The following is a 19,825-nucleotide window of genomic DNA, read 5'->3' on the forward strand; positions in this document are numbered from 1 at the left end:
GCTTCAAGCTTATGACTTCAAGCTCCGGGCGAAGCCCGGCCGGGTTTTCTTCCAGCTTCAAGCTTATGACTTCAAGCTCCGGGCGAAGCCCGGCCTAGTAGCGGTAGCCATCCGGCTTGAACGGGCCCTCCGCCGCCACTCCGGTGTACTTGGCCTGGGCGTCGGTCATGCGGGTGATCACCCCGCCGAAGCCTTCCACCATGTAGCGGGCCACCTCCTCGTCCAGGTGGCGCGGCAGTACCGAGACGCCCAGCGCACCGCGTTGGTCGCTCTCGTCGAGGTCGGCGAAGCGCTCCTCGAAAAGATGGATCTGTGCCAGCACCTGGTTGGCGAAGGAGCCGTCCATGACCCGCGAGGGATGGCCGGTGGCGTTGCCGAGGTTCACCAGCCGCCCCTCGGAGAGCAGGATCAGGTAGTCGCGGCTTTCCGGATCGTAGTCGTCGGGGTCGCTGTCGCGGTAGACCTTGTGCACCTGGGGCTTGACCTCCTCCCAGTGCCACTGGCGTCGCATGTAGGCGGTGTCGATCTCGCTGTCGAAGTGGCCAATGTTGCACACCACGCAGCCCTGCTTGAGGCTCTTCAGCATGGGCGCGTCGCAGGCGTCGATGTTGCCAGTGGCGGTCACCACCAGGTCGAGGCGCGCGAGCAGCGCGCGGTCGATGCTTTCCATGCCGCGGTTGACGCCGTCGCGGTAGGGCGAGACCACCTCGAAGCCGTCCATGCAGGCTTGCATGGCGCACAGCGGGTCGATCTCGGCCACCTTGACGATCATGCCCTCCTGGCGCAACGAGGCCGCCGAGCCCTTGCCCACGTCGCCGTAGCCGACCACCAGCGCCTGCTTGCCGGCCAGCAGGTGGTCGGTGGCGCGCTTGATGGCATCGTTGAGCGAGTGGCGGCAGCCGTACTTGTTGTCGTTCTTGGACTTGGTCACGGCGTCGTTGACGTTGATCGCCGGCACCCGCAGCGTGCCCGCCCGGGCCATTTCCAGCAGCCTATGCACCCCGGTGGTGGTCTCCTCGCTGATGCCGTGGACCGCGTCGAGCAGCTCGGGGCGTTTGTCATGGAGCAGCGCGGTCAGATCGCCACCGTCGTCGAGCACCAGGTTGGGCGCCCAGCCATCGGGTCCCGCCACCGTCTGCTCGATGCACCACCAGAACTCCTCCTCGCTTTCGCCCTTCCAGGCAAACACCGGGATGTCGGCGGCGGCGATGGCCGCGGCAGCGTGATCCTGGGTGGAGAAGATATTGCACGACGACCAGCGCACCGTGGCCCCCAGATCGACGAGGGTCTCGATCAGTACCGCGGTCTGGATGGTCATGTGGATGCAACCGGCGATTCGCGCCCCGGCCAGGGGCTGGCGCTGGCGATACTTCTCGCGGATCGCCATCAGCGCCGGCATCTCGGTCTCGGCGATGCGGATCTCGCGACGCCCCCAGTCGGCAAGGGCGATATCGGCCACCTTGTAGTCCCTGGTGGGGGCGGATACGGCGGGCTGGTTCATGCGTCACCTCTTCTCGGCGAAAAGCGTGACCTTCACTATAGGCAGCCCGCCCGGCGGCGGACAATCAACGCAGGGTCGCGTCCGCGAAACCAGTGATGCCCGCCGCCTCGAGCCTGCCGGCCAGCACCTCGACCTCGGGATCGGCGAAGAAGGCCACCAGCTCAGCGGCCCGCGCTGGCCCCACGCCGGGCAGCGTCCGCCATTCAGCTTCGCTGCGCCCGGCCAGCGTCGCCCAGTCGCGCGTGCGACCGGCCTCCCAGCCGGGCGGCGGCCCCAAGGCCTCGAGCCAGGCGGCGAACGGCCGCTGTCGTGCGGAGGAGAAGCGCTCGGCGAGGCGCCGGGCTCGCACTACCCCGATGCCGTGCGCCTCGGCGAGCCGAGACGGATCGAGCGTCAGCCAGTCGAGCAGCCCGTCAACCAGTCCGGCCTCGACCAGGGCCCGCCAGGTGCCCGGCCCCAGCCCGGCGATATCCAGCGCTTCGTCGCCGGACAGCCACGCCAGCCGCTCGAGGAACTGCCCCTCGCAGCCCGCCTCGGGGTGCCAGCAGGACAGCGCGTGATAGTCGGCGGGCGATGGCGGCGTGACTGCGGGACGCTCGGCGCCCCGCCAGGCCACGCCCTCGAGACGGGGAATCGTCAACCCGGCCAGGGCCACGACCACCCGGTCACCGGGCCGGATATCCAGCGCCTCCCAGCGCTCCAGCGAGCCCACCGAGACGCGCCGCAGGGTGCGGCCGTCGAGGGTCACCGGCATCAGGTGCAACAGCGGCGTGATGCGCCCGGTGCGGCCGACGCGGAACTCGACGCCGCGCACCTCGGCGAGCGCCTCGCGGGGCGGATATTTCCAGGCCGCGGCCCAGCCGGGCGGCTCGGCCATCCAGCGCCGGCCCGGCGGGCGGCGCCCCCGCTTGAGCACCACGCCATCGGTGGCGAAGGGCAACGGGGCGTGGTACCAGGTCTCGCGCAGGCGCCGCACCTCGTCCAGGGTGTCCACCTGGCGACTCCATTGCGCGGTATCGGCGAATCCCATGGCCTCCAGGCCCGCCAGGCGTGGCGGCATGCTCGCCGGTCCATCGGGCCAGGCCCAGGCGAAGAAGCCGATCTCGGCGGCCCGGTCATCGGTCAGCCGCGCCCGCGCCAGCCAGCCGGCCACGGCGCTGCGCGCTCCCGCACTCCCCGCCTCCGCCTGAACGTGACCGTCGAGGCGTCGATACAGCTCGCCCTGCAGCACCATCCGCGCGGGGGCGGAAGCCGGCAGTCGCTCGGGCACCGCGGGCAGGCGCCGCATGCGCGTCGTCCAATCCTGGCCGCTTTCGCCGTCACCGCGGCTGATCGCCCGGATCAGCCGTCCGGCCTCGTAGACCAGCGTCACCGCCACGCCGTCCACCTTGGGCTGCAGCCAGACATCGCCGCGGCGAGCCAGCCAGGCGCGCACGGCGTCTTCATCCGCTAGCTTGGCGAGCCCTGTCTGGGCAATGGGATGGGGGATGTCGCCGGCAGGGCCAGTCCGGGGCGGCCCGACCGCGGAGGCCTGCCCGGGAAAGCAGCGTCGCCAGGCCGCCATTCGGGCGCTCGCCTGGTCGTAGACGGCGTCGCTCACCGGCGAGGCGCCGTCACGGCGATAGGCGTCGTTCCAGGCGCTCAGGCGTTCATGGAGGGCGGTGAGCTCGCGCTCGGCGCGAGGGGCTGGCCAGTTCGGGCAGTCGGCGGCCAGAAGTGGGCCGGCGAACAGCCAGACCAGCAGGACGAGATAGCGAGACATGGCGATACCGTCACGAGGGCCTGTCTCGAGCCTATGCAAAGGCCCCATCCGGCAGTGCCGGACGGGGCCCTCTTTTTTCGTACGAGATCAGCGACGTACGAGATCGGCGACGCTTGCGACGGCCGCCGAGCGCTTACAGGCCGGCGGCGTCGCGCAGCGTGTCGGCCTTGTCGGTCTTCTCCCAGGGGAAGGCGGTGAAGGTCTCGGTGTGTTGCTCGCCCTGGGTGTCGGTCCAGGTGTAGCTGGTCTCGAACGGCTCGCGACCGAAGTGGCCGTAGGCCGCGGTCAGCCGGTACATGGGATGCAGCAGGTCGAGCATCCTGGTGATGGCGTTGGGGCGCAGGTCGAAGTGCTCGCGCACCAGCTCGACGATGCGCTCGTCGCTGATCCGGCCGGTGCCGAAGGTGTTCACCGACACCGAGGTCGGCTCGGCCACGCCGATGGCGTAGGAGACCTGGATCTCGCAGCGCTCGGCCAGGCCGGCGGCCACGATGTTCTTGGCCACGTAACGGCCGGCGTAGGCGGCGCTGCGATCGACCTTGGAGGGGTCCTTGCCGGAGAAGGCGCCGCCGCCGTGGCGGGCCATGCCACCGTAGGTGTCGACGATGATCTTGCGCCCGGTCAGGCCGCAGTCGCCCACCGGGCCACCGATCACGAACTTGCCGGTGGGGTTGATGTGGTACTGGGTGGTCTCGGTGAGCCACTCGGCGGGGATCACCTGCTCGATGATCTCGCGCTTGACCATCTTGCGCAGCTCTTCCTGGTCGATGTCCGGATCGTGCTGGGTGGACAGCACCACGGCGTCCACGGCGCAGGGCTTGCCGTGCTCGTCGTAGCGGAAGGTCAGCTGGCTCTTGGCATCCGGACGCAGCCAGGGCAGCAGGCCATGGCGACGCAGCTCGGCCTGGCGCTCCACCAGTCGATGCGAATAGTGGATCGGTGCCGGCATGTAGGATTCGGTCTCGTCGGTCGCATAGCCGAACATCAGGCCCTGGTCGCCGGCGCCCTGATCCTCGGGCTTGCTGCGATCAACGCCCTGGGCGATGTCGACGCTCTGCTTGCCGATCAGGTTGAGCACGCCGCAGGTCTCGCCGTCGAAACCGACGTCGGAGGAGGTATAGCCGATGTCGAGGATCACCTGGCGCACCAGGTCCTCCAGGTCGACCCAGGCGGCGGTGGTGATCTCGCCGGCGACGATCGCCACGCCGGTCTTGACCATGGTCTCGCAGGCCACCCGGGCATTCTTGTCACGGGCGATGATGGCATCGAGCACCGCATCGGAGATCTGGTCGGCGATCTTGTCCGGGTGCCCCTCGGACACGGATTCGGAGGTGAACAGGGAGTATTCGCTCATGGCGTCCTCGACCCTCTGGAAATGGGATGACGGCATCTGGGCTCGAAGCCAGGGTAATGGAGTGGCGCAGGCCCCGCGAGGCGGGAAATGGCGCGCCATGGCCCGGGCGGACCGGCTGGGGCCGAATTCTACACGCTCGCCGCGGGGCTTCCTAGCGCCCTGCGCGGCGCCGGGGCCGCCCCGCGTGCCCGCCGCCGCGGCGATTTGAAGGCCGCGGCCCATTCGGCGACAATAAGCGCCCTGAATCGACCGCGCCGCTTCCCCCGCGGCGCATCCCAGCCAGGATCCATGCCCGGTCGCCCCCGACCGGGCAGCGTCATCGCTACTATCTGCCGCAGGCGAGGAGCTGACCCCCATGCCGTCCCGTTTCGAACTGGCCAATGCCATTCGCGCCCTGTCCATGGATGCCGTCCAGAAGGCCAACTCCGGCCACCCCGGCGCCCCCATGGGCATGGCCGACATCGCCGAGGTGCTGTGGAACGACTACCTCCAGCACAACCCGGCCGACCCGCACTGGCCCGACCGCGACCGTTTCGTGCTCTCCAACGGCCACGGCTCCATGCTGCTCTACTCCCTGCTCCACCTGACCGGCTACGACCTCGACCTCGAGCAGCTGCAGAATTTCCGCCAGCTGCACTCGAAGACCGCCGGCCACCCCGAGTTCGGCTACGCCCCGGGCGTCGAGACCACCACCGGCCCGCTCGGCCAGGGCCTGGCCAACGCCGTGGGCATGGCCATCGCCGAGCGCACCCTGGCCGCCCAGTTCAACCGTCCCGGCCACGCCATCGTCGACCACTACACCTACTGCTTCGTCGGCGACGGCTGCCTGATGGAGGGCATCTCCCATGAGGTCAGCTCGCTGGCCGGCACCCAGCAGCTCGGCAAGCTGATCGCCTTCTACGACGACAACGGCATCTCCATCGACGGCGAGGTCGAGGGCTGGTTCACCGACGACACCGCCAAGCGCTTCGAGGCCTACGGCTGGCACGTGGTGCCCGCCGTCGACGGCCACAAGCCCGAAGAGATCAAGGCCGCCATCGAGCTGGCCCGCAGCCATGACGACAAGCCGAGCCTGATCGTCTGCAAGACCATCATCGGCTTCGGTGCGCCCAACAAGCAGGGCAAGGAAGAATGCCACGGCGCCGCGCTGGGCGAGGACGAGGTTGCCGCGGCACGCCAGCAGCTGGACTGGCCCCACGCCCCCTTCCACGTGCCGGAAGACATCTACCAGGGCTGGGACGCCGCCGAGGCCGGCCGCAGCCGCCAGGCCGACTGGCAGGCACGCTTCGAGCGCTACGCCGAGGCCTATCCGGCGCTGGCCCGCGAGTTCCTGCGCCGCCAGAAGGGCGAGCTGCCCGCCGAGCTGACCAGCGAGGCGCTGATCGAGCAGGCCCAGGCCAAGGGCGAGTCGATCGCCAGCCGCAAGGCCTCGCTGGCCTGCCTCAACGAGCTCGGCCCGCAGCTCCCCGAGCTGCTCGGCGGCAGCGCCGACCTGGCGCCCTCCAACCTGACCTTCTGGAAAGGCGCCGAGGCGATCTCAGCCGAGGCCCCGGGCGGCAACTACCTGCACTACGGCGTGCGCGAGTTCGGCATGGGCGCGATCATGAACGGCCTCGTGCTGCACGGCGGCTTCATCCCCTACGGCGCGACCTTCCTGATCTTCATGGAGTACATGCGCAACGCCGTGCGCATGGCGGCGCTGATGGGCCAGCGGGCGATCTACGTGTTCACCCACGATTCCATCGGCCTCGGCGAGGACGGCCCCACCCACCAGCCGGTGGAGCAGCTGACCACCCTGCGCTCGACCCCCAACCTGTCGACCTGGCGCCCCTGCGACGCCACCGAGACCGCCGCCGCCTGGGACGCCGCGCTCAAGCGCCAGGCCGGCCCCACCGCCCTGGTGCTGTCGCGCCAGGGGCTGCCGCACCAGGCCCGCGACAAGCAGCAGCTGGCCAACATCCAGCGCGGCGGCTACGTCTTGAAGGACGGCGACGGCACTCCGGAGCTGATCTTGATCGCCACCGGCTCCGAGGTCGGCCTGGCCATGGACGCCGCCGCGGTCCTCGCCGAGCAGGGCCGCGCGGTGCGCGTGGTGTCGATGCCGTCCACCGACGCCTTCGACGCCCAGGACGCCGCCTACCGCCAGGCCGTGCTGCCGGCGGAAGTCGGCAACCGCATCGCCATCGAGGCCGGTCATCGTGACGTCTGGTACAAGTACGTCGGCCTCGAGGGCCGCATCGTCGGCATGAGCACCTTCGGTGAATCCGCCCCGGCCGGCGACCTGTTCGAGCACTTCGGCTTCACCGTGGACAACCTGGTGGCCGAGGCCGAGCAACTGCTGGACGACGCCGACGACGACTGATCGCCGCGTCTCGGCACACGAAAAAGGGCACGGCATTCGCCGTGCCCTTTTTACTGGTTTTTTGCAAATCCGCGTGAGACCACGGCAAGACCAGGTTCTGCATGCTGGCCTTGCATGGTGGGAGTTCAGCTTCGCTGAACGATTGGCGCCCTGGGTGCCAGAGAAGATCGCCCGTCGGGCGATATCGCGCAGCAAAGCTGCGCTCCCACAATGGTATTCACACCACGGTACGAAAGCATTGTGTGCCCGCCGACACGCCCTCCCGGCGCATCGATGTGGCAGCCTCAAGCAATGGTGACAGCATCGTCCAGGTAGACGTCCTGGATGGCGTTGAGCAGCTCGACCCCCTCGGCCATGGGCTTCTGGAAGGCCTTGCGGCCGGAGATCAGCCCCATGCCCCCGGCGCGCTTGTTGATCACCGCGGTGCGCACCGCCTGGGCCAGGTCGCTCTCGCCGCCCGAGGCACCACCGGAATTGATCAGCCCGGCGCGGCCCATGTAGCAGCTCGCCACCTGGTAGCGGGCCAGGTCGATGGGGTGCTCGGTGGTCAGCTCGTCGTAGACCTTGCCATGCGTGTGGCCGAAGCCGATGTCGCGATAGCCGGCGTTGGTCTCGGCCATCTTCTGCTTGACGATATCGGCCTTGAGCGTCGCCGCCAGGTGGATGGCCTGGCCGGTGAGGTCCGCGGCGGTGTGGTAGTCGCGGCCCTCGTGCTTGAAGGCCGGGTTGCGCAGGTAGGCCCACAGCACCGTGACCATGCCCAGCTGATGGGCCCGCTCGAAGGCCTCGCTGATCTCGGTGATCTGGCGGCGGCTCTCCGGGGAGCCGAAGTAGATGGTGGCGCCCACCGCCACGCAGCCCATCTCGAAGGCCTGCTCGACCTGGGCGAACGGCGTCTGGTCGTACACCGCCGGATGAGTCAGCGTCTCGTTGTGGTTGAGCTTGAGCAGCATGGGAATGCGGTGGGCATAGCGCCGCGCCACCGAGGCCAGGCCGCCGAGCGTCGAGGCCACGGCGTTGCAGCCGCCCTCGATGGCCAGCTCGACGATGTTGGCCGGATCGAAGTAGATCGGATTGGGCGCGAAGGAGGCGCCCGCGGAATGCTCGATGCCCTGGTCCACCGGCAGGATGCTGAGGTAGCCGGTGCCACCCAGTCGGCCATTGTCGAACAGCGCCTGCATGTTGCGCAGCACGTTCGGCGGGCGATCGCCGTGGGTCATCACCCGGTCGATGAAATCCGGGCCCGGCAGGTGGATCGATGCGGCCGGGATGCCCCGGCACTCGTGGGTCAGCAGGCTTTCCGTCTCGTCGCCGAGCAACTGGGCTATATCGGTCATCGCCTCTCTACTCCTTGATGGCTGGTGGGCTGTGATATGTCGGTGCCGCCCCCCTAGCCTAGAGCAAGCGATCGCCGGCGACAGCCCGTCGGCACCATGAAAGCAGCTCCAGTTTGGCCATCCCGAATCCGACTTGTCGGTGGCTCCCGCCGGGCCGTGTACCGAGACGGCTCGACGGCAAGAGGGCGCCCCCTCCAGCGAGGGGGCGCCAGCGCCTTGGGATCAGGCCGCCCTGACGTCGATACGCCGCGGCCGGTGGGTCTCCTTCTTGGGCAGCACCAGGTGCACCACGCCGTTGTCGATGCTCGCCCGGATGGCGTCCACATCGATCTCGTGGCTCAAGGTGAAGCGGCGCGCATAGCGCTGCGAGCGCACCTCGGCATAGATCGAGGTCAGCCCCTCGGGCATCTCGAGCGCCATCTCGCCCTCGAGGCTGAGCACGTTGTCGTTGACCTCGACGGTCAGCGACTCGCGCCGCACCCCGGGCATGTCGGCGATCAGGTGCAAGGCATTGTCTTCCTCGAAGATATCCACGGCCGGCAGGGCGGCATCCGAGCGCCGCTCGGCCGGCTCGCGGGACGTGTCACGCTTGATGACTTCGTTCATGTCACTCACCTCCTCTACCGGAAACACCGGCATCATGCCGCCTGGATGGTGATGCGCCGCGGTTTGAGCTCCTCGCGCTTGGGCAGCACCACCTCGCAGATGCCTTGGCGGAAGCTGGCCTCGGCGCGTTCAGGGTCCAACCCGTCCGGCAGTGCGACGGAGCGGCTGAACTCACCTCGGGCGCGCTCGCGGCGGAACAGCGTGCGACGCGCGGCGGCCTCGGCTTCGCCGGGCTCGGCGTCGGCATCACGCCGGCCGCTGACCGTGAGCACGTTGTCCTGCAGGCTGATCTCGAGCTCCTCGGCGGAAAGCCCTGGCGCGAACACGTAGACCCGCACCGCCTCGTCGGTGCGCGCCACGTTGATCCGCGGGAAGCTGCCGCGGGGCACCGACCGGATATCGGCGGCCTCGAGGCCGGGCCACATCTCGTCGAACACTCGCCGGAACCAGTCACCGCCCGGCGCCCACTCGCTATCGAAACGCCTGAGATCTCCGAACATCTCGAACACCTCCCGTCATCGTCGTGATGACCCTCGGGCCGGGCACCGCGCCCGGCCCTCTAAAGCGATAGATAGGAGCGATCGGGCGCTTTTCAAGGCCCCGGGAGCAGCCGCGACGTCGGCGTCGAAATACGCTAGAATCGCCGGTTTGTGCCCACCGGCAGGAGTCTCAGGCAACGTCATGGCCCTACGCATCGCCATCAACGGTTACGGTCGCATCGGTCAGTGCGTGCTGCGCGCGCTGACCGAACGCGGCATGCCGGAACTGGAGGTGGTGGCCATCAACGAGCTGTCCGGTCTCGACACCATCGCCTACCTGACCCGCTACGACACCACCCACGGCCGCTTTCCCGGCCGGGTAGAGGTCGACGGCGATCACCTGGTGATCGATGGCCACTCGATCCAGGTCCTATCCGAAGGCGACCCGTCCGCCCTGCCGTGGGCAACGCTCGGCGTCGACCTGGTGCTGGAGTGCTCCGGCAGCTTCAAGGACCGCGCCACCGCCGAGGCCCACCTGGCGGCCGGCGCCGGTCGCCTGCTGTTCTCCCAGCCCGCCGAGAGCGACGTCGATGCCACCATCGTCACCGGCATCAACGACGCCGACCTGACCCCGGCCTGCCGGGTGATCTCCGCGGCCTCCTGCACCACCAACTGCCTGGTGCCGGTGCTCACCGTGCTCGACGAGGCCCTGGGCCTCGAACACGGCGTGACCACCACCATCCACTCGGCGATGAACGACCAGCCGGTGATCGACGCCTACCACCAGACCGACCTGCGCCTGACCCGCTCGGCGATGCACTCCATCGTCCCGGTGGATACCGGCCTGGCGCGCGGCATCAACCGCCTGATGCCGCATCTGGCCGAGCGCTTCGAGTGCCTGCACGTGCGCGTGCCGACCATCAACGTCTCGGCCATGGACCTGGCGCTGTGCGTGCGCACCGACACCACCGCGTCGGCGGTCAACGCCCTGCTGCGCGAGGCCAGCGCCACCCGGCTCGCCGGGCTGCTCGGCTATACCGAGGAGCCCATGGCCTCGGTCGACTTCAACCACGATCCGCGCTCCGGTATCGTGGACGCCACCCAGACCCGGGTGGCCGGCGGCCGCCTGATCAAGATGCTGTGCTGGTTCGACAACGAGTGGGGCTTCGCCAACCGCATGCTCGACGTCGCCGGCCGCATCGCCCGACTGGGCCCGGTGCCGCCCTCCGACGCCTGACTCCCCTTCGGCTTTCCCAGACGAGGAACCTGCTTCCATGAACGTGCGCAAGATGACCGACCTCGACCTCCGCGGTAAGCGCGTGCTGATCCGCGAGGACCTGAACGTGCCCGTCAAGCACGGCAAGGTGACCAGCGATGCCCGCCTGCGAGCGGCCCTGCCGACCATCCAGGCCGCGCTCGAGGCCGGCGCCCGGGTCATGCTGATGAGCCATCTGGGACGGCCCACCGAGGGCGAGCCGGCCGAGGAATTCTCCCTGGCGCCGGTGGCCGACCACCTGGGCGGGCTGCTCGAACGCCGTGTGGGCCTGGTCAAGGACTACCTGGGCAGCGACCTCGAACTCGAGGAGGGCGAGGTCGCGCTGCTCGAGAACGTGCGCTTCAACCAAGGCGAGAAGAAGGACGACGAGGCGCTGGCCAGGCAGTACGCCGCGCTGTGCGACGTCTACGTGATGGACGCCTTCGGCACCGCCCACCGCGCCCAGGCGTCCACCCACGGCGTGGCCCGCTTCGCCCCCGAAGCCTGCGCCGGCCCGCTGCTGGCCCGTGAGCTCGAGGCGCTGGAGAAGGCGCTGGCTACGCCCAAGCGCCCGATGACCGCCATCGTCGGCGGCTCCAAGGTCTCCACCAAGCTCGAGGTGCTCAACGCGCTGTCCGAGAAGTGCGACCGGATCATCGTCGGCGGCGGCATCGCCAACACCTTCATCGCCGCGGCCGGCTACAACGTCGGCAAGTCGCTGCACGAGGCCGATCTGGTCGACGCCGCCAAGGCGCTGATGGCCAAGGTCGAGATCCCGCTGCCCAGCGACGTGGTGGTGGCCACCGAGTTCTCCGACTCGGCCGAGGCCGTGACCAAGCCGGTCGACCAGGTGCAGGACGATGAGATGATCCTCGACATCGGCCCGGAGACCGCCGCCAAGTTCGGCGAGCAGCTCAAGGCCGCCGGCACCATCCTGTGGAACGGCCCGGTCGGCGTGTTCGAGATCGACCAGTTCGGCCACGGCACCGAGGCGCTGTCCTACGCCATCGCCGAGAGCGACGCCTTCTCCATCGCCGGCGGCGGCGACACCCTGGCGGCCATCGACAAGTACGGCATCGCCGACAAGGTCTCCTACATCTCCACCGGTGGCGGCGCCTTCCTCGAATACGTCGAAGGCAAGACCCTGCCGGCCGTGGCGGCCCTGGAAGCGGCGGCCCGCTAACCCTTACCCCTACCCAATGAGACAGGACGCGGCGCCGGCCCGCCGCGTCCCTTCACGCGATACAAGGTGACTTCATGGCACTGATCAGCATGCGCCAACTGCTGGACCACGCCGCCGAACACGGCTACGGCGTCCCGGCCTTCAACGTCAACAACCTCGAGCAGATGCGCGCCATCATGGAAGCCGCCGACGAGACCGACTCCCCGGTGATCGTCCAGGCCTCCGCCGGCGCCCGCAAGTACGCCGGCGCGCCCTTCCTGCGCCACCTGATCCTGGCCGCCATCGAGGAGTTCCCGCACATCCCGGTGGTCATGCACCAGGACCACGGCACCAGCCCCGCGGTGTGCCAGCGCTCCATCCAGCTCGGCTTCTCCTCGGTGATGATGGACGGCTCGCTGGGCACCGACGGCAAGACCCCGACCGACTACGCCTACAACGTCGACGTGACCCGTCGCACCGTGGATATGGCCCACGCCTGCGGCGTCTCCGTCGAGGGCGAGCTGGGCTGCCTGGGCAGCCTGGAGACCGGCATGGCCGGCGAGGAAGACGGCGTCGGGGCCGAGGGCAAACTCGACCACGACCAGCTGCTGACCGACCCGGAAGAAGCCGCCGACTTCGTCAAGGCCACCCACGTGGATGCCCTGGCGATCGCCATCGGCACCAGCCACGGCGCCTACAAGTTCACCCAGCCGCCCACCGGCGACACCCTCTCCATCCAGCGCATCAAGGAAATTCACGCCCGCATCCCCGAGACCCACCTGGTGATGCACGGCTCCTCCTCGGTGCCCCAGGAATGGCTCGAGGTGATCAACCAGTTCGGCGGCGCCATCCCCGAGACCTACGGCGTGCCGGTCGAGGAGATCGTCGAGGGCATCAAGCACGGCGTGCGCAAGGTCAACATCGACACCGACCTGCGCCTGGCCGCCACCGGCGCGGTGCGTCGTTTCCTGGCCGAGAACCCGGCCGAGTTCGACCCGCGCAAGTTCCTCAAGGTCAGCACCGCGGCCATGAAGGACGTTGCCAAGGCCCGCTACGAGGCCTTCGGCACCGCCGGCCAGGCCAGCAAGATCAAGCCGCTCGGCCTCGAGGCCATGTTCCAGCGCTACGAGCGCGGCGAACTGGATCCGCGCGTCAAGTAAGCGCCCTGCCCGCCGGCCCTCGCGCCGGCGGGCACCATGCGAGCCCCACCATGCATAACCTGTGGATCCCCGTGGTCGCCATCCTGCTCGTCGCCGGCCTGATCTTCGGCGGCCAGATGGTCTCCGATGCCAATCGCGACGACGAGATCGCCGCGCGCATCGCCGAGCGCCTCGACACTCGCGACGACATCGAGCTCATCCGCGTGCGCGAAGTAAACAAGGGCTACGGCCTGTGCGGCGAGTATCTCCGCGCATCGCGCCCTGCCGAGCCGTTCTACTACCAGACCGTCTCCGAAACGCTGACGCTGGACGCCGAGGCCCCGCTCTACCGCGAGAACTGCGCGCGCCCCGCTCGCTGAATCGCCGGTGCCGGGCGACGCTCGTCGCTCTGCTTGCTTCCCCCTTGCCTTGCCCTTCCGGCCCGCCCGGGATGAGCGCGGATTGAGCGGTGGCTCGTTCGCCTGCTAATCTCGCCGCTCTGCCCTCGCCCGGAGCCTCCATGCCCGCCGCCTCTCGACCCTCCCTGCGCCATCTCGCCAGCCTGATCGCCATCCTGGCGGTGGCCGCCTTCCTGCTGCTCGTGCCCACGGCCGCACCGATGACACGGGCGGCCAGCGTGATCGTGCTGTCGATCGCCCTGTGGGCGACCGGCTGGCTGCCCCAGTGGCTGACGGCGCTGGTGTTCTTCACGCTTTGCACGGTGGCCGGCGTGGCGGAGACCGAGACGATCTTCGCCGGCTTCGCCTCGGCGGCGACCTGGCTGGTGTTCTCGGGCCTGGTGATCGGGGCGGCGATCCAGCACACCGGGCTCGGCACCGACATCGCCCGGCGGGTCGGTCCCCGGCTCACGACCTCCTATCCCGGTGCGGTGGCCGGGGTGGTGGCACTGGGCGTGTCGATGGCCTTCGTCATGCCCTCGGGCATGGGGCGCATCGTGCTGATGGTACCGATCCTCTCGACCCTGGCCGATCACCTCGGCTACGGGGAGGGCCGCCCGGGCCGCACCGGGCTGATCCTCGGCGGCATGATGGGCACCTTCCTGCCCACCTACGCCATCCTGCCGGCCAACGTGCCCAACAACGTGCTGATGGGCGCCAGCGAGGCCGTGCTCGGGGCGCCGCCGACCTACAGCGCCTACCTGTGGCTGCACTTTCCGGTGCTGGGGCTGCTCAAGGCGCTGCTCCTGATCGGCGTGATGCTGCGGCTCTACCCGGATCGCGCTTCAGGTCCCCCATGTCAGGACGAGGCCGCCGCCTCCCTGGCTCGCCCGGCCCGCCGCCTGGCCCTGCTGCTGGTCCTGGCGGTGGCGCTGTGGGTCAGCGACGCCTGGCACGGCATCTCGCCGGCCTGGATCGGCCTCGCGGCGGCGCTGGTCTGCCTGTTTCCGGGCAGCGGGCTGATGCCGACCAAGCCCCTGGCCTCGCTGAACATGGAGTCGCTGTTCTACGTCGCCGGCATCGTCAGCCTCGGGGCCCTGGCCTACCACAGCGGATTGGGCGAGCGAGTCGCTCACGTGCTGCTCGCCGCCCTGCCGCTGGCGGGAGCCGGCGATGGCACCACCTTCGGCCTGCTCGGCGGACTGGCCATGGCGCTCGGCACCTTTCTCACCCTGCCCGGCGTGCCCGCGGTGCTGACGCCACTGGCACCCGAGATCGCCGCCATCACCGGCTGGTCGCCGGAGGCGGTGACCATGTCTCAGGTGGTGGGGTTCTCGACCATCCTGCTGCCCTACCAGGCACCGCCGCTGGTGGTCGGGCTACTGGCGGCCCGGCTGTCGCTGCGCACCGGCGCCCGGGTGTGCCTGATCATGGCCGCCTTGAGCCTGGTGCTGCTGTGGCCGCTGGATTATCTGTGGTGGCAGTTGCTGGGCCGGATCTAAGCCATCGGCTCAGGGATAGCGCGCCCGGAACTGCCACTCGTTGGGAGAAACGTCGTTGCGGATCGCCGCCACGATCTGCGGATCCAGCGATGGATCGTCCAGGGGATAGAGCCCGCAGCGCGCCAGCGCCTGGCGCGGGCCGAGGGTGTCGGGGAGTCGCTCGTAGAGCACCCGCACGCAGCAGGGCATGCGCTCGCTGCTGTCCGCCACCCCCAGCTTGAGGCCGGTCAGCCGCGACACGTGGCTCTTGAAGCTGGGGAACAGGATGGTCTGGGTGATCTCGTGGCCGTTGAGCGATTCGTGGTCGACCAGGAACAGGCGATCGGTCAACAGCAGCGCCATCCCACGATAGCGATTGTGGCAGGACCGCCCTCCGGCAATGGGCGGCATGCGCTCGGTGCGCTGGTAGAGGATATCGTCGCCGTGCCGCTCCAGGCACACCAGGGTGCACAGCACCTGGCCCGGCTGCGACATCGCCAGGTAGTACTCGTGGTAGCACCCCAGGTAGCGCGACATGCCCTGGCGCCCCTTGTCGAGCAGGCCGGCCGGGATGCCAGGCGAAGTCGCCTGCCGCACCGGCGCTTCCCGCTCCTCGGGGCGCAACCGCACCAGCGGCTGGAAGTCTTCGTGGGGCAGCAGGATCTCGTGGACCTCGACGCCGAAGAAATCGCAGATCCGGCGCATGGTATGGTCGGCGGGCTTGTAGCGGCCGCTGAGGTAGCGGTTGAACTGCGCCCGGTTGATGTCGAGCCGCCGACACACCTCGGCGATGGAGCGATAGTAGCTACACAGCAGCCGCAGGTTGGCCGCAAAGTCGTCGTGCATGTCCCCTTCTCCCTCGGCTGGTGCAGTCTGGCGCACTCGGTGCGCCGGATAGTGCGCCAGGGCGCACCAGAGCGTCAAATCCCAGCGCCCTTGCGTCCTGCTTAAATCTCCCCGCACTTCGAATAACACCAAGATGGAGACAACCGGATGTTGGATTTCCTCAACGACCTGCTGTGGGGCAAGGTCCTGCTCGTGCTGCTGATCGCCGTCGGCGTCGGCTTCACCCTCGCCTCACGCTTCGTGCAGTTTCGCTACTTCGGCCGCATGTTCCGCATCCTCGGCGCCAGCCAGGCCTTCAAGCGCGACAAGCACGGCCACCTGAGCTCCTTCCAGGCGCTGGTGCTGTCGGTCGCCGGCCGGGTCGGCGGCGGCAACATCGCCGGCGTCGCCGTGGCCATCACCCTGGGTGGACCGGGCGCCGTGTTCTGGATGTGGGTGGTCGGTCTGATGGGCATGGCCACCAGCTTCCTGGAGTGCACCCTGGCCCAGACCTACAAGCAGGCCGAGGGCGACGGCACCTACCGCGGCGGCCCGGCCTACTACATTTCCCGCGGCCTCGGTCGCCGCTGGAACTGGCTGGCCGGCCTCTACTCGGTGCTGCTGCTGGCGACCTTCGGCTTCGCCTTCACCGCCCTGCAGTCCTATGCCGTGGCCACCTCCTTCGGCGATGCCTTCGGCGTGCCGGTGCTCTACAGCGGCCTCGGCCTGGCCATGCTGGTGGGGTTGATCATCTTCGGCGGCATCAAGCGCATCGCCCGCATCTCGGAGTACCTGGTGCCCTTCATGGCCGGCGGCTACATCCTGATCGCGCTGGTGGTGCTGGGCCTCAACGTCACCGAGATTCCTGCGGTGATCACGCTGATCGTCAAGAGCGCCTTCGGCCTCGAGCCGGCCATCGGCGGCGGCATCGGCGCCGCCATCCTGATGGGCGTCAAGCGCGGCCTGTTCTCCAACGAGGCCGGTCTCGGCAGCGCCCCCAACGTCGCCGCCGTCGCCTATGTGCCGCACCCGGCCAACCAGGGCATCGTGCAGGCCTTCTCGGTGTTCATCGACACCGTGATCATCTGCTCGGCCACCGCCTTCGTGATCCTGCTCAGCGGCGCCTATGACCCGGCATCCGGCAACGAGGTGGCAGGCATCGCCCTGACCCAGGCGGCGCTGGCCGACCACGTCGGCGAGTGGGGCCGCACCTTCGTCAGCCTGGCGCTGCTGCTGTTCGCCTTCAGCACCATCCTCTACAACTACTACCTGGGCGAGAACAGCCTCAACTTCTTCAGCCGCCGCAACCAGAACCTGTTCAATGCCTTCCGCGTGGCCATCGTACTGCTGGTCTGCTGGGGTGCCACCACCGACCTGGGCACCGTGTTCGGCTTTGCCGATGTGACCATGGGCCTGCTGGCGGTGGCCAACCTGGTCGCGCTGATCCTGCTGTTCAAGCCGGGCCTGCGCATCCTCAAGGACTTCGACGGCCAGATGCGCAACGGCATCGAACAGCCGATCTTCAATGCCAAGGACCATCCGGACCTGGCGCTGGACCCGCAGGCCTGGGAGCTGGAGCCCGAGGATCTGGAGCGCGCCCATCGGGCGATGGGTAACGCCCCGGCCTCCGCCCGCGACTGACGCCCCCCCCCGGCCCCGCGCCAGCGGGGCCACTCCCCCAGCCTGGAAGCCTCATCATGCGACGCCTGCTGATCCTGCATACCGGCGGCACCATCGGCATGCGACCGGGTCCCGACGGCTACGCGCCGGCCCCTGGTTTCTCCGACCGCCTGATCCGCCACCTGGCCGGCCACGACGCCGGCGACCTGCCCGAGTGCCGTGTGGTCGAACTGGCACCGCTGATCGACAGTGCCGACCTCGTCCCCGCGGACTGGAATCGCCTGGTTGCCGCCCTGGCCGAACACTGGCACGACCACGACGGCTTCGTGATCCTGCACGGCACCGACACCCTGGCCCATACCGCCTCGGCGCTGTCGTTCATGCTCGGCGACCTCGACAAGCCGGTGGTGCTCACCGGCGCCCAGATCCCGCTGGGTGAGCCGCGCAGCGACGCTTCGTCCAACCTGGCCACCGCCCTGCTGGCGGCGGCAAACGACGCGGCCCCGCGGGAGGTGAGCATCGCCTTCCATGATCGCCTGCTGCGCGGCAACCGGGCCCGCAAGGTCCGCAGCCAGGGCTTCGACGCCTTCGACTCGCCCAATGTCCCGTGGCTCGGCGAGGCGGGCATCACCTTGCGGCTCGACACCCGCGAGGCCTTGCCCACCGGCACCCCGGACTTCACTCCGCTGACCTTCGCCGAGAACTCGGTGGCCCTGCTCCCGGTGCATCCCGGCTTGTCGACGGCGCTGCTGGACGCGGTGCTGGCGCTTCCCACGCTGCAAGGCCTGGTGCTGACCACCTATGGAGTGGGCAACCCGCCGGGCCTGGATGGCGCGCTGATCGCCCGCCTCGCTCGGGCCACTCGGCACGGCCTCGCCGTGCTCAACGTCACCCAGTGCCATCAGGGGTGCGTCGAGCAGGGCGCCTACGCGACCGGAGCGGCGCTGAATGCCGCCGGCGTCATCCCCGGCGGCGACCTCACCCCGGAGGCGGCGCTGGCCAAGCTGCAGGTGCTGATCGCCCGGGGGCTCGGAGGCGACGCACTGGCCACGGCCCTGGCGACGCCCCTGCGCGGCGAGATGTCGGCGGGCTGAGGCCGTGCAAAGCTAGCCCTTCAGGCGCTTGCGGGCCCGGCCGCGCTCGCCGCGGCGGCGCGCCTCGTCGCCCAGGCGATGGCCGACCACCCGTGCGACACCGACCAGGGCGCCGCTCGCCACGCCCCAGGCCAGCGCCTCGCGCCAGCGGGTATCGCGCCGCCCCGGGTTCTCCGGCGGGGCCGTGCCGGCCGTCTTGCGATAGGCCTCCCGGGCGGTGTGCCGGGTCAAGAGACTGGCGCCGAGGACGGCGGTATAGCCGACCATCGACCAGAACATTCGCGTCTTCATGGCTTGACGGCCTCCTGGCAAAAACGGTGGAGTAGCGTGGGTCGCCCTTCCCTGAGCCTTTCCGGTGGGCGGCGCCTTCCTAGCCTAGCGCCCACGACAGGAGTCAACATGCCAGAGGGCCACCCCACCCGGCCAATGTCCCGTCCCCCAATGGGAGACGTGCCTTGCTGACCGACCCGCCCCTCGGCCTCGCCATCGCCCTGTTCCTCGGCGCTAGCCTGGTGATCGGCGTGGCAGGCACCAAGCTGACGCACATCGTCGACGACCTGGCCGACCGCACCGGCCTCGGCGAGGCCATCGCCGGCGCCGTGCTGCTGGGCATGGCCACCTCGCTGTCGGGCCTGGTGCTCTCGGTCTCGGCGGCGCTCGCCGACCACCCGACCCTGGCGATGAGCAACGCCCTGGGCGGCATCGCCGTGCAGACCCTGTTCCTGACCGTCGCCGACCTCACCCATCGCCGCGCCAACCTGGAGCACGCCGCCGCCTCCATCGGCAACCTGATGCAGGGCGGCCTGCTGCTGTGCCTGCTGGCCCTGGTGCTGGTGGGCCGCTTCGCCCCGGAGTGGACCCTGTGGCAGGTTCATCCGATCACCCCGCTGCTGGTGATCGCCTACCTGTTCGGGCTGCGACTCACCGACCGCACCCAGGACCGCCCCATGTGGCGCCCGGCCCAGACCCGCGAGACCACGCCGGACGTGCCGGACCCGCGCGCCCAGTCAGGCTCGGCACGACGCCTGTGGCTGAGCTTCGCGGGCCTGGCGCTGGTGCTCGGCGCCAGCGGCTGGCTGCTGGAAGGGGCCGCCTCGACGATCGCCGAGGATACCGGCCTCGGCCAGTCGGTGGTGGGCGTGCTGATGACCGCGGTGGTCACCTCGCTGCCGGAGCTCGTCACCTCGGTGGCGGCGGTGCGACGCGGCGCACTGACTCTGGCGGTGGCCGGCATCATCGGCGGCAACGCCTTCGACACCCTGTTCGTTGCCGCCTCGGACCTCGCCTACCGCGGCGGTTCGATCTATCACGCCATGCCCGACGGCGTGGCGCTGTGGGTGGCACTGTCGCTGCTGATGACCGCCATCCTGCTGGTCGGCATGATCCACCGCGAGCGCCTGGGGCCGGGCCGCATCGGCTTCGAGAGCCTGGCCATCGCCGGCTGCTACCT

General features: G+C 69.4%; 17 protein-coding genes. 9 read left to right on the top strand and 8 right to left on the bottom strand.

Features of this window, described 5'->3' with window-relative positions; all coding sequences use genetic code 11:
• Positions 1–94: 94 nt before the first annotated feature.
• The 3 genes from ahcY to metK all read right to left on the bottom strand — a co-directional run bounded on the left by ahcY (position 95) and on the right by metK (position 4,617).
• Positions 95–1,501: an adenosylhomocysteinase gene (gene ahcY, locus FHR96_RS20930; RefSeq protein WP_183389655.1), complete on the bottom strand. Its 1,407-nt coding sequence runs from the start codon at positions 1,499–1,501 to the stop codon at positions 95–97.
• A gap of 64 nt (positions 1,502–1,565) precedes the next feature.
• Positions 1,566–3,263, bottom strand: a complete 1,698-nt coding sequence (gene ligB, locus FHR96_RS20935) for an NAD-dependent DNA ligase LigB (protein WP_183389656.1) — start codon at positions 3,261–3,263, stop codon at positions 1,566–1,568.
• Between the two features lie 133 nt (positions 3,264–3,396).
• Positions 3,397–4,617, bottom strand: a complete 1,221-nt coding sequence (gene metK / locus FHR96_RS20940) for a methionine adenosyltransferase (RefSeq protein WP_183389657.1) — start codon at positions 4,615–4,617, stop codon at positions 3,397–3,399.
• Between the two features lie 355 nt (positions 4,618–4,972).
• On the opposite strand from metK, the gene tkt reads away from it, so the two are divergent.
• A complete protein-coding gene (tkt, locus tag FHR96_RS20945) occupies positions 4,973–6,979 on the top strand; it encodes a transketolase (protein ID WP_183389658.1) in 2,007 nt (668 codons plus the stop codon).
• A gap of 284 nt (positions 6,980–7,263) precedes the next feature.
• Here tkt and FHR96_RS20950 read toward each other — a convergent pair whose 3' ends face one another.
• The 3 genes from FHR96_RS20950 to FHR96_RS20960 form a co-directional block, all read right to left on the bottom strand.
• On the bottom strand, positions 7,264–8,316 hold the full coding sequence (locus tag FHR96_RS20950) for a class I fructose-bisphosphate aldolase (RefSeq protein WP_183389659.1): 1,053 nt from the start codon (positions 8,314–8,316) through the stop codon (positions 7,264–7,266).
• 222 nt (positions 8,317–8,538) lie between these two features.
• Positions 8,539–8,922, bottom strand: coding sequence for an Hsp20/alpha crystallin family protein (locus FHR96_RS20955; protein WP_183389660.1), 384 nt, complete (start codon positions 8,920–8,922; stop codon positions 8,539–8,541).
• Between the two features lie 32 nt (positions 8,923–8,954).
• Positions 8,955–9,422 (bottom strand): Hsp20/alpha crystallin family protein, encoded by a 468-nt coding sequence (locus FHR96_RS20960; protein ID WP_183389661.1) that lies wholly within the window; start codon positions 9,420–9,422, stop codon positions 8,955–8,957.
• 181 nt (positions 9,423–9,603) lie between these two features.
• Here FHR96_RS20960 and FHR96_RS20965 point away from each other — a divergent pair, with 181 nt between their 5' ends.
• The 5 genes from FHR96_RS20965 (at position 9,604) to FHR96_RS20985 (ending at position 14,857) form a co-directional block, all read left to right on the top strand.
• Positions 9,604–10,638: a type I glyceraldehyde-3-phosphate dehydrogenase gene (locus tag FHR96_RS20965; protein ID WP_183389662.1), complete on the top strand. Its 1,035-nt coding sequence runs from the start codon at positions 9,604–9,606 to the stop codon at positions 10,636–10,638.
• Between the two features lie 37 nt (positions 10,639–10,675).
• Complete coding sequence (locus FHR96_RS20970; RefSeq protein WP_183389663.1) at positions 10,676–11,839, top strand: phosphoglycerate kinase; 1,164 nt, start codon at positions 10,676–10,678, stop codon at positions 11,837–11,839.
• A gap of 74 nt (positions 11,840–11,913) precedes the next feature.
• Positions 11,914–12,978, top strand: coding sequence for a class II fructose-bisphosphate aldolase (gene fba, locus FHR96_RS20975; protein ID WP_183389664.1), 1,065 nt, complete (start codon positions 11,914–11,916; stop codon positions 12,976–12,978).
• A gap of 50 nt (positions 12,979–13,028) precedes the next feature.
• Complete coding sequence (locus FHR96_RS20980; RefSeq protein WP_183389665.1) at positions 13,029–13,337, top strand: hypothetical protein; 309 nt, start codon at positions 13,029–13,031, stop codon at positions 13,335–13,337.
• A 140-nt stretch (positions 13,338–13,477) separates the two neighbouring features.
• Positions 13,478–14,857 (top strand): SLC13 family permease, encoded by a 1,380-nt coding sequence (locus FHR96_RS20985; RefSeq protein ID WP_183389666.1) that lies wholly within the window; start codon positions 13,478–13,480, stop codon positions 14,855–14,857.
• Between the two features lie 9 nt (positions 14,858–14,866).
• On the opposite strand, the gene FHR96_RS20990 is transcribed toward FHR96_RS20985, so the two are convergent.
• Positions 14,867–15,682 carry a helix-turn-helix transcriptional regulator gene (locus FHR96_RS20990; RefSeq protein ID WP_183389667.1) on the bottom strand — a complete coding sequence of 272 codons (816 nt, stop codon included), beginning with the start codon at positions 15,680–15,682 and terminating at the stop codon, positions 14,867–14,869.
• A 147-nt stretch (positions 15,683–15,829) separates the two neighbouring features.
• Between FHR96_RS20990 and FHR96_RS20995 the strand changes: the two genes are divergently transcribed.
• Both FHR96_RS20995 and FHR96_RS21000 read left to right on the top strand, forming a co-directional pair.
• The gene (locus FHR96_RS20995) at positions 15,830–17,302 is read left to right on the top strand and encodes an alanine/glycine:cation symporter family protein (RefSeq protein ID WP_183389668.1); all 1,473 of its coding nucleotides are present in this window, start codon (positions 15,830–15,832) and stop codon (positions 17,300–17,302) included.
• Between the two features lie 56 nt (positions 17,303–17,358).
• Complete coding sequence (locus FHR96_RS21000; protein WP_183389669.1) at positions 17,359–18,375, top strand: asparaginase domain-containing protein; 1,017 nt, start codon at positions 17,359–17,361, stop codon at positions 18,373–18,375.
• A gap of 12 nt (positions 18,376–18,387) precedes the next feature.
• Here FHR96_RS21000 and FHR96_RS21005 read toward each other — a convergent pair whose 3' ends face one another.
• Entirely contained in the window at positions 18,388–18,666 is a 279-nt protein-coding gene (locus FHR96_RS21005; RefSeq protein ID WP_183389670.1) for a DUF4235 domain-containing protein, read from the bottom strand.
• A 164-nt stretch (positions 18,667–18,830) separates the two neighbouring features.
• Here FHR96_RS21005 and FHR96_RS21010 point away from each other — a divergent pair.
• A partial coding sequence (locus tag FHR96_RS21010) for a sodium:calcium antiporter (RefSeq protein WP_183389671.1) occupies positions 18,831–19,825 on the top strand: 995 nt, incomplete at its 3' end.

Source organism: Halomonas organivorans, from assembly GCF_014192055.1.
GTDB classification, from domain to species: Bacteria; Pseudomonadota; Gammaproteobacteria; order Pseudomonadales; family Halomonadaceae; genus Halomonas; species Halomonas organivorans.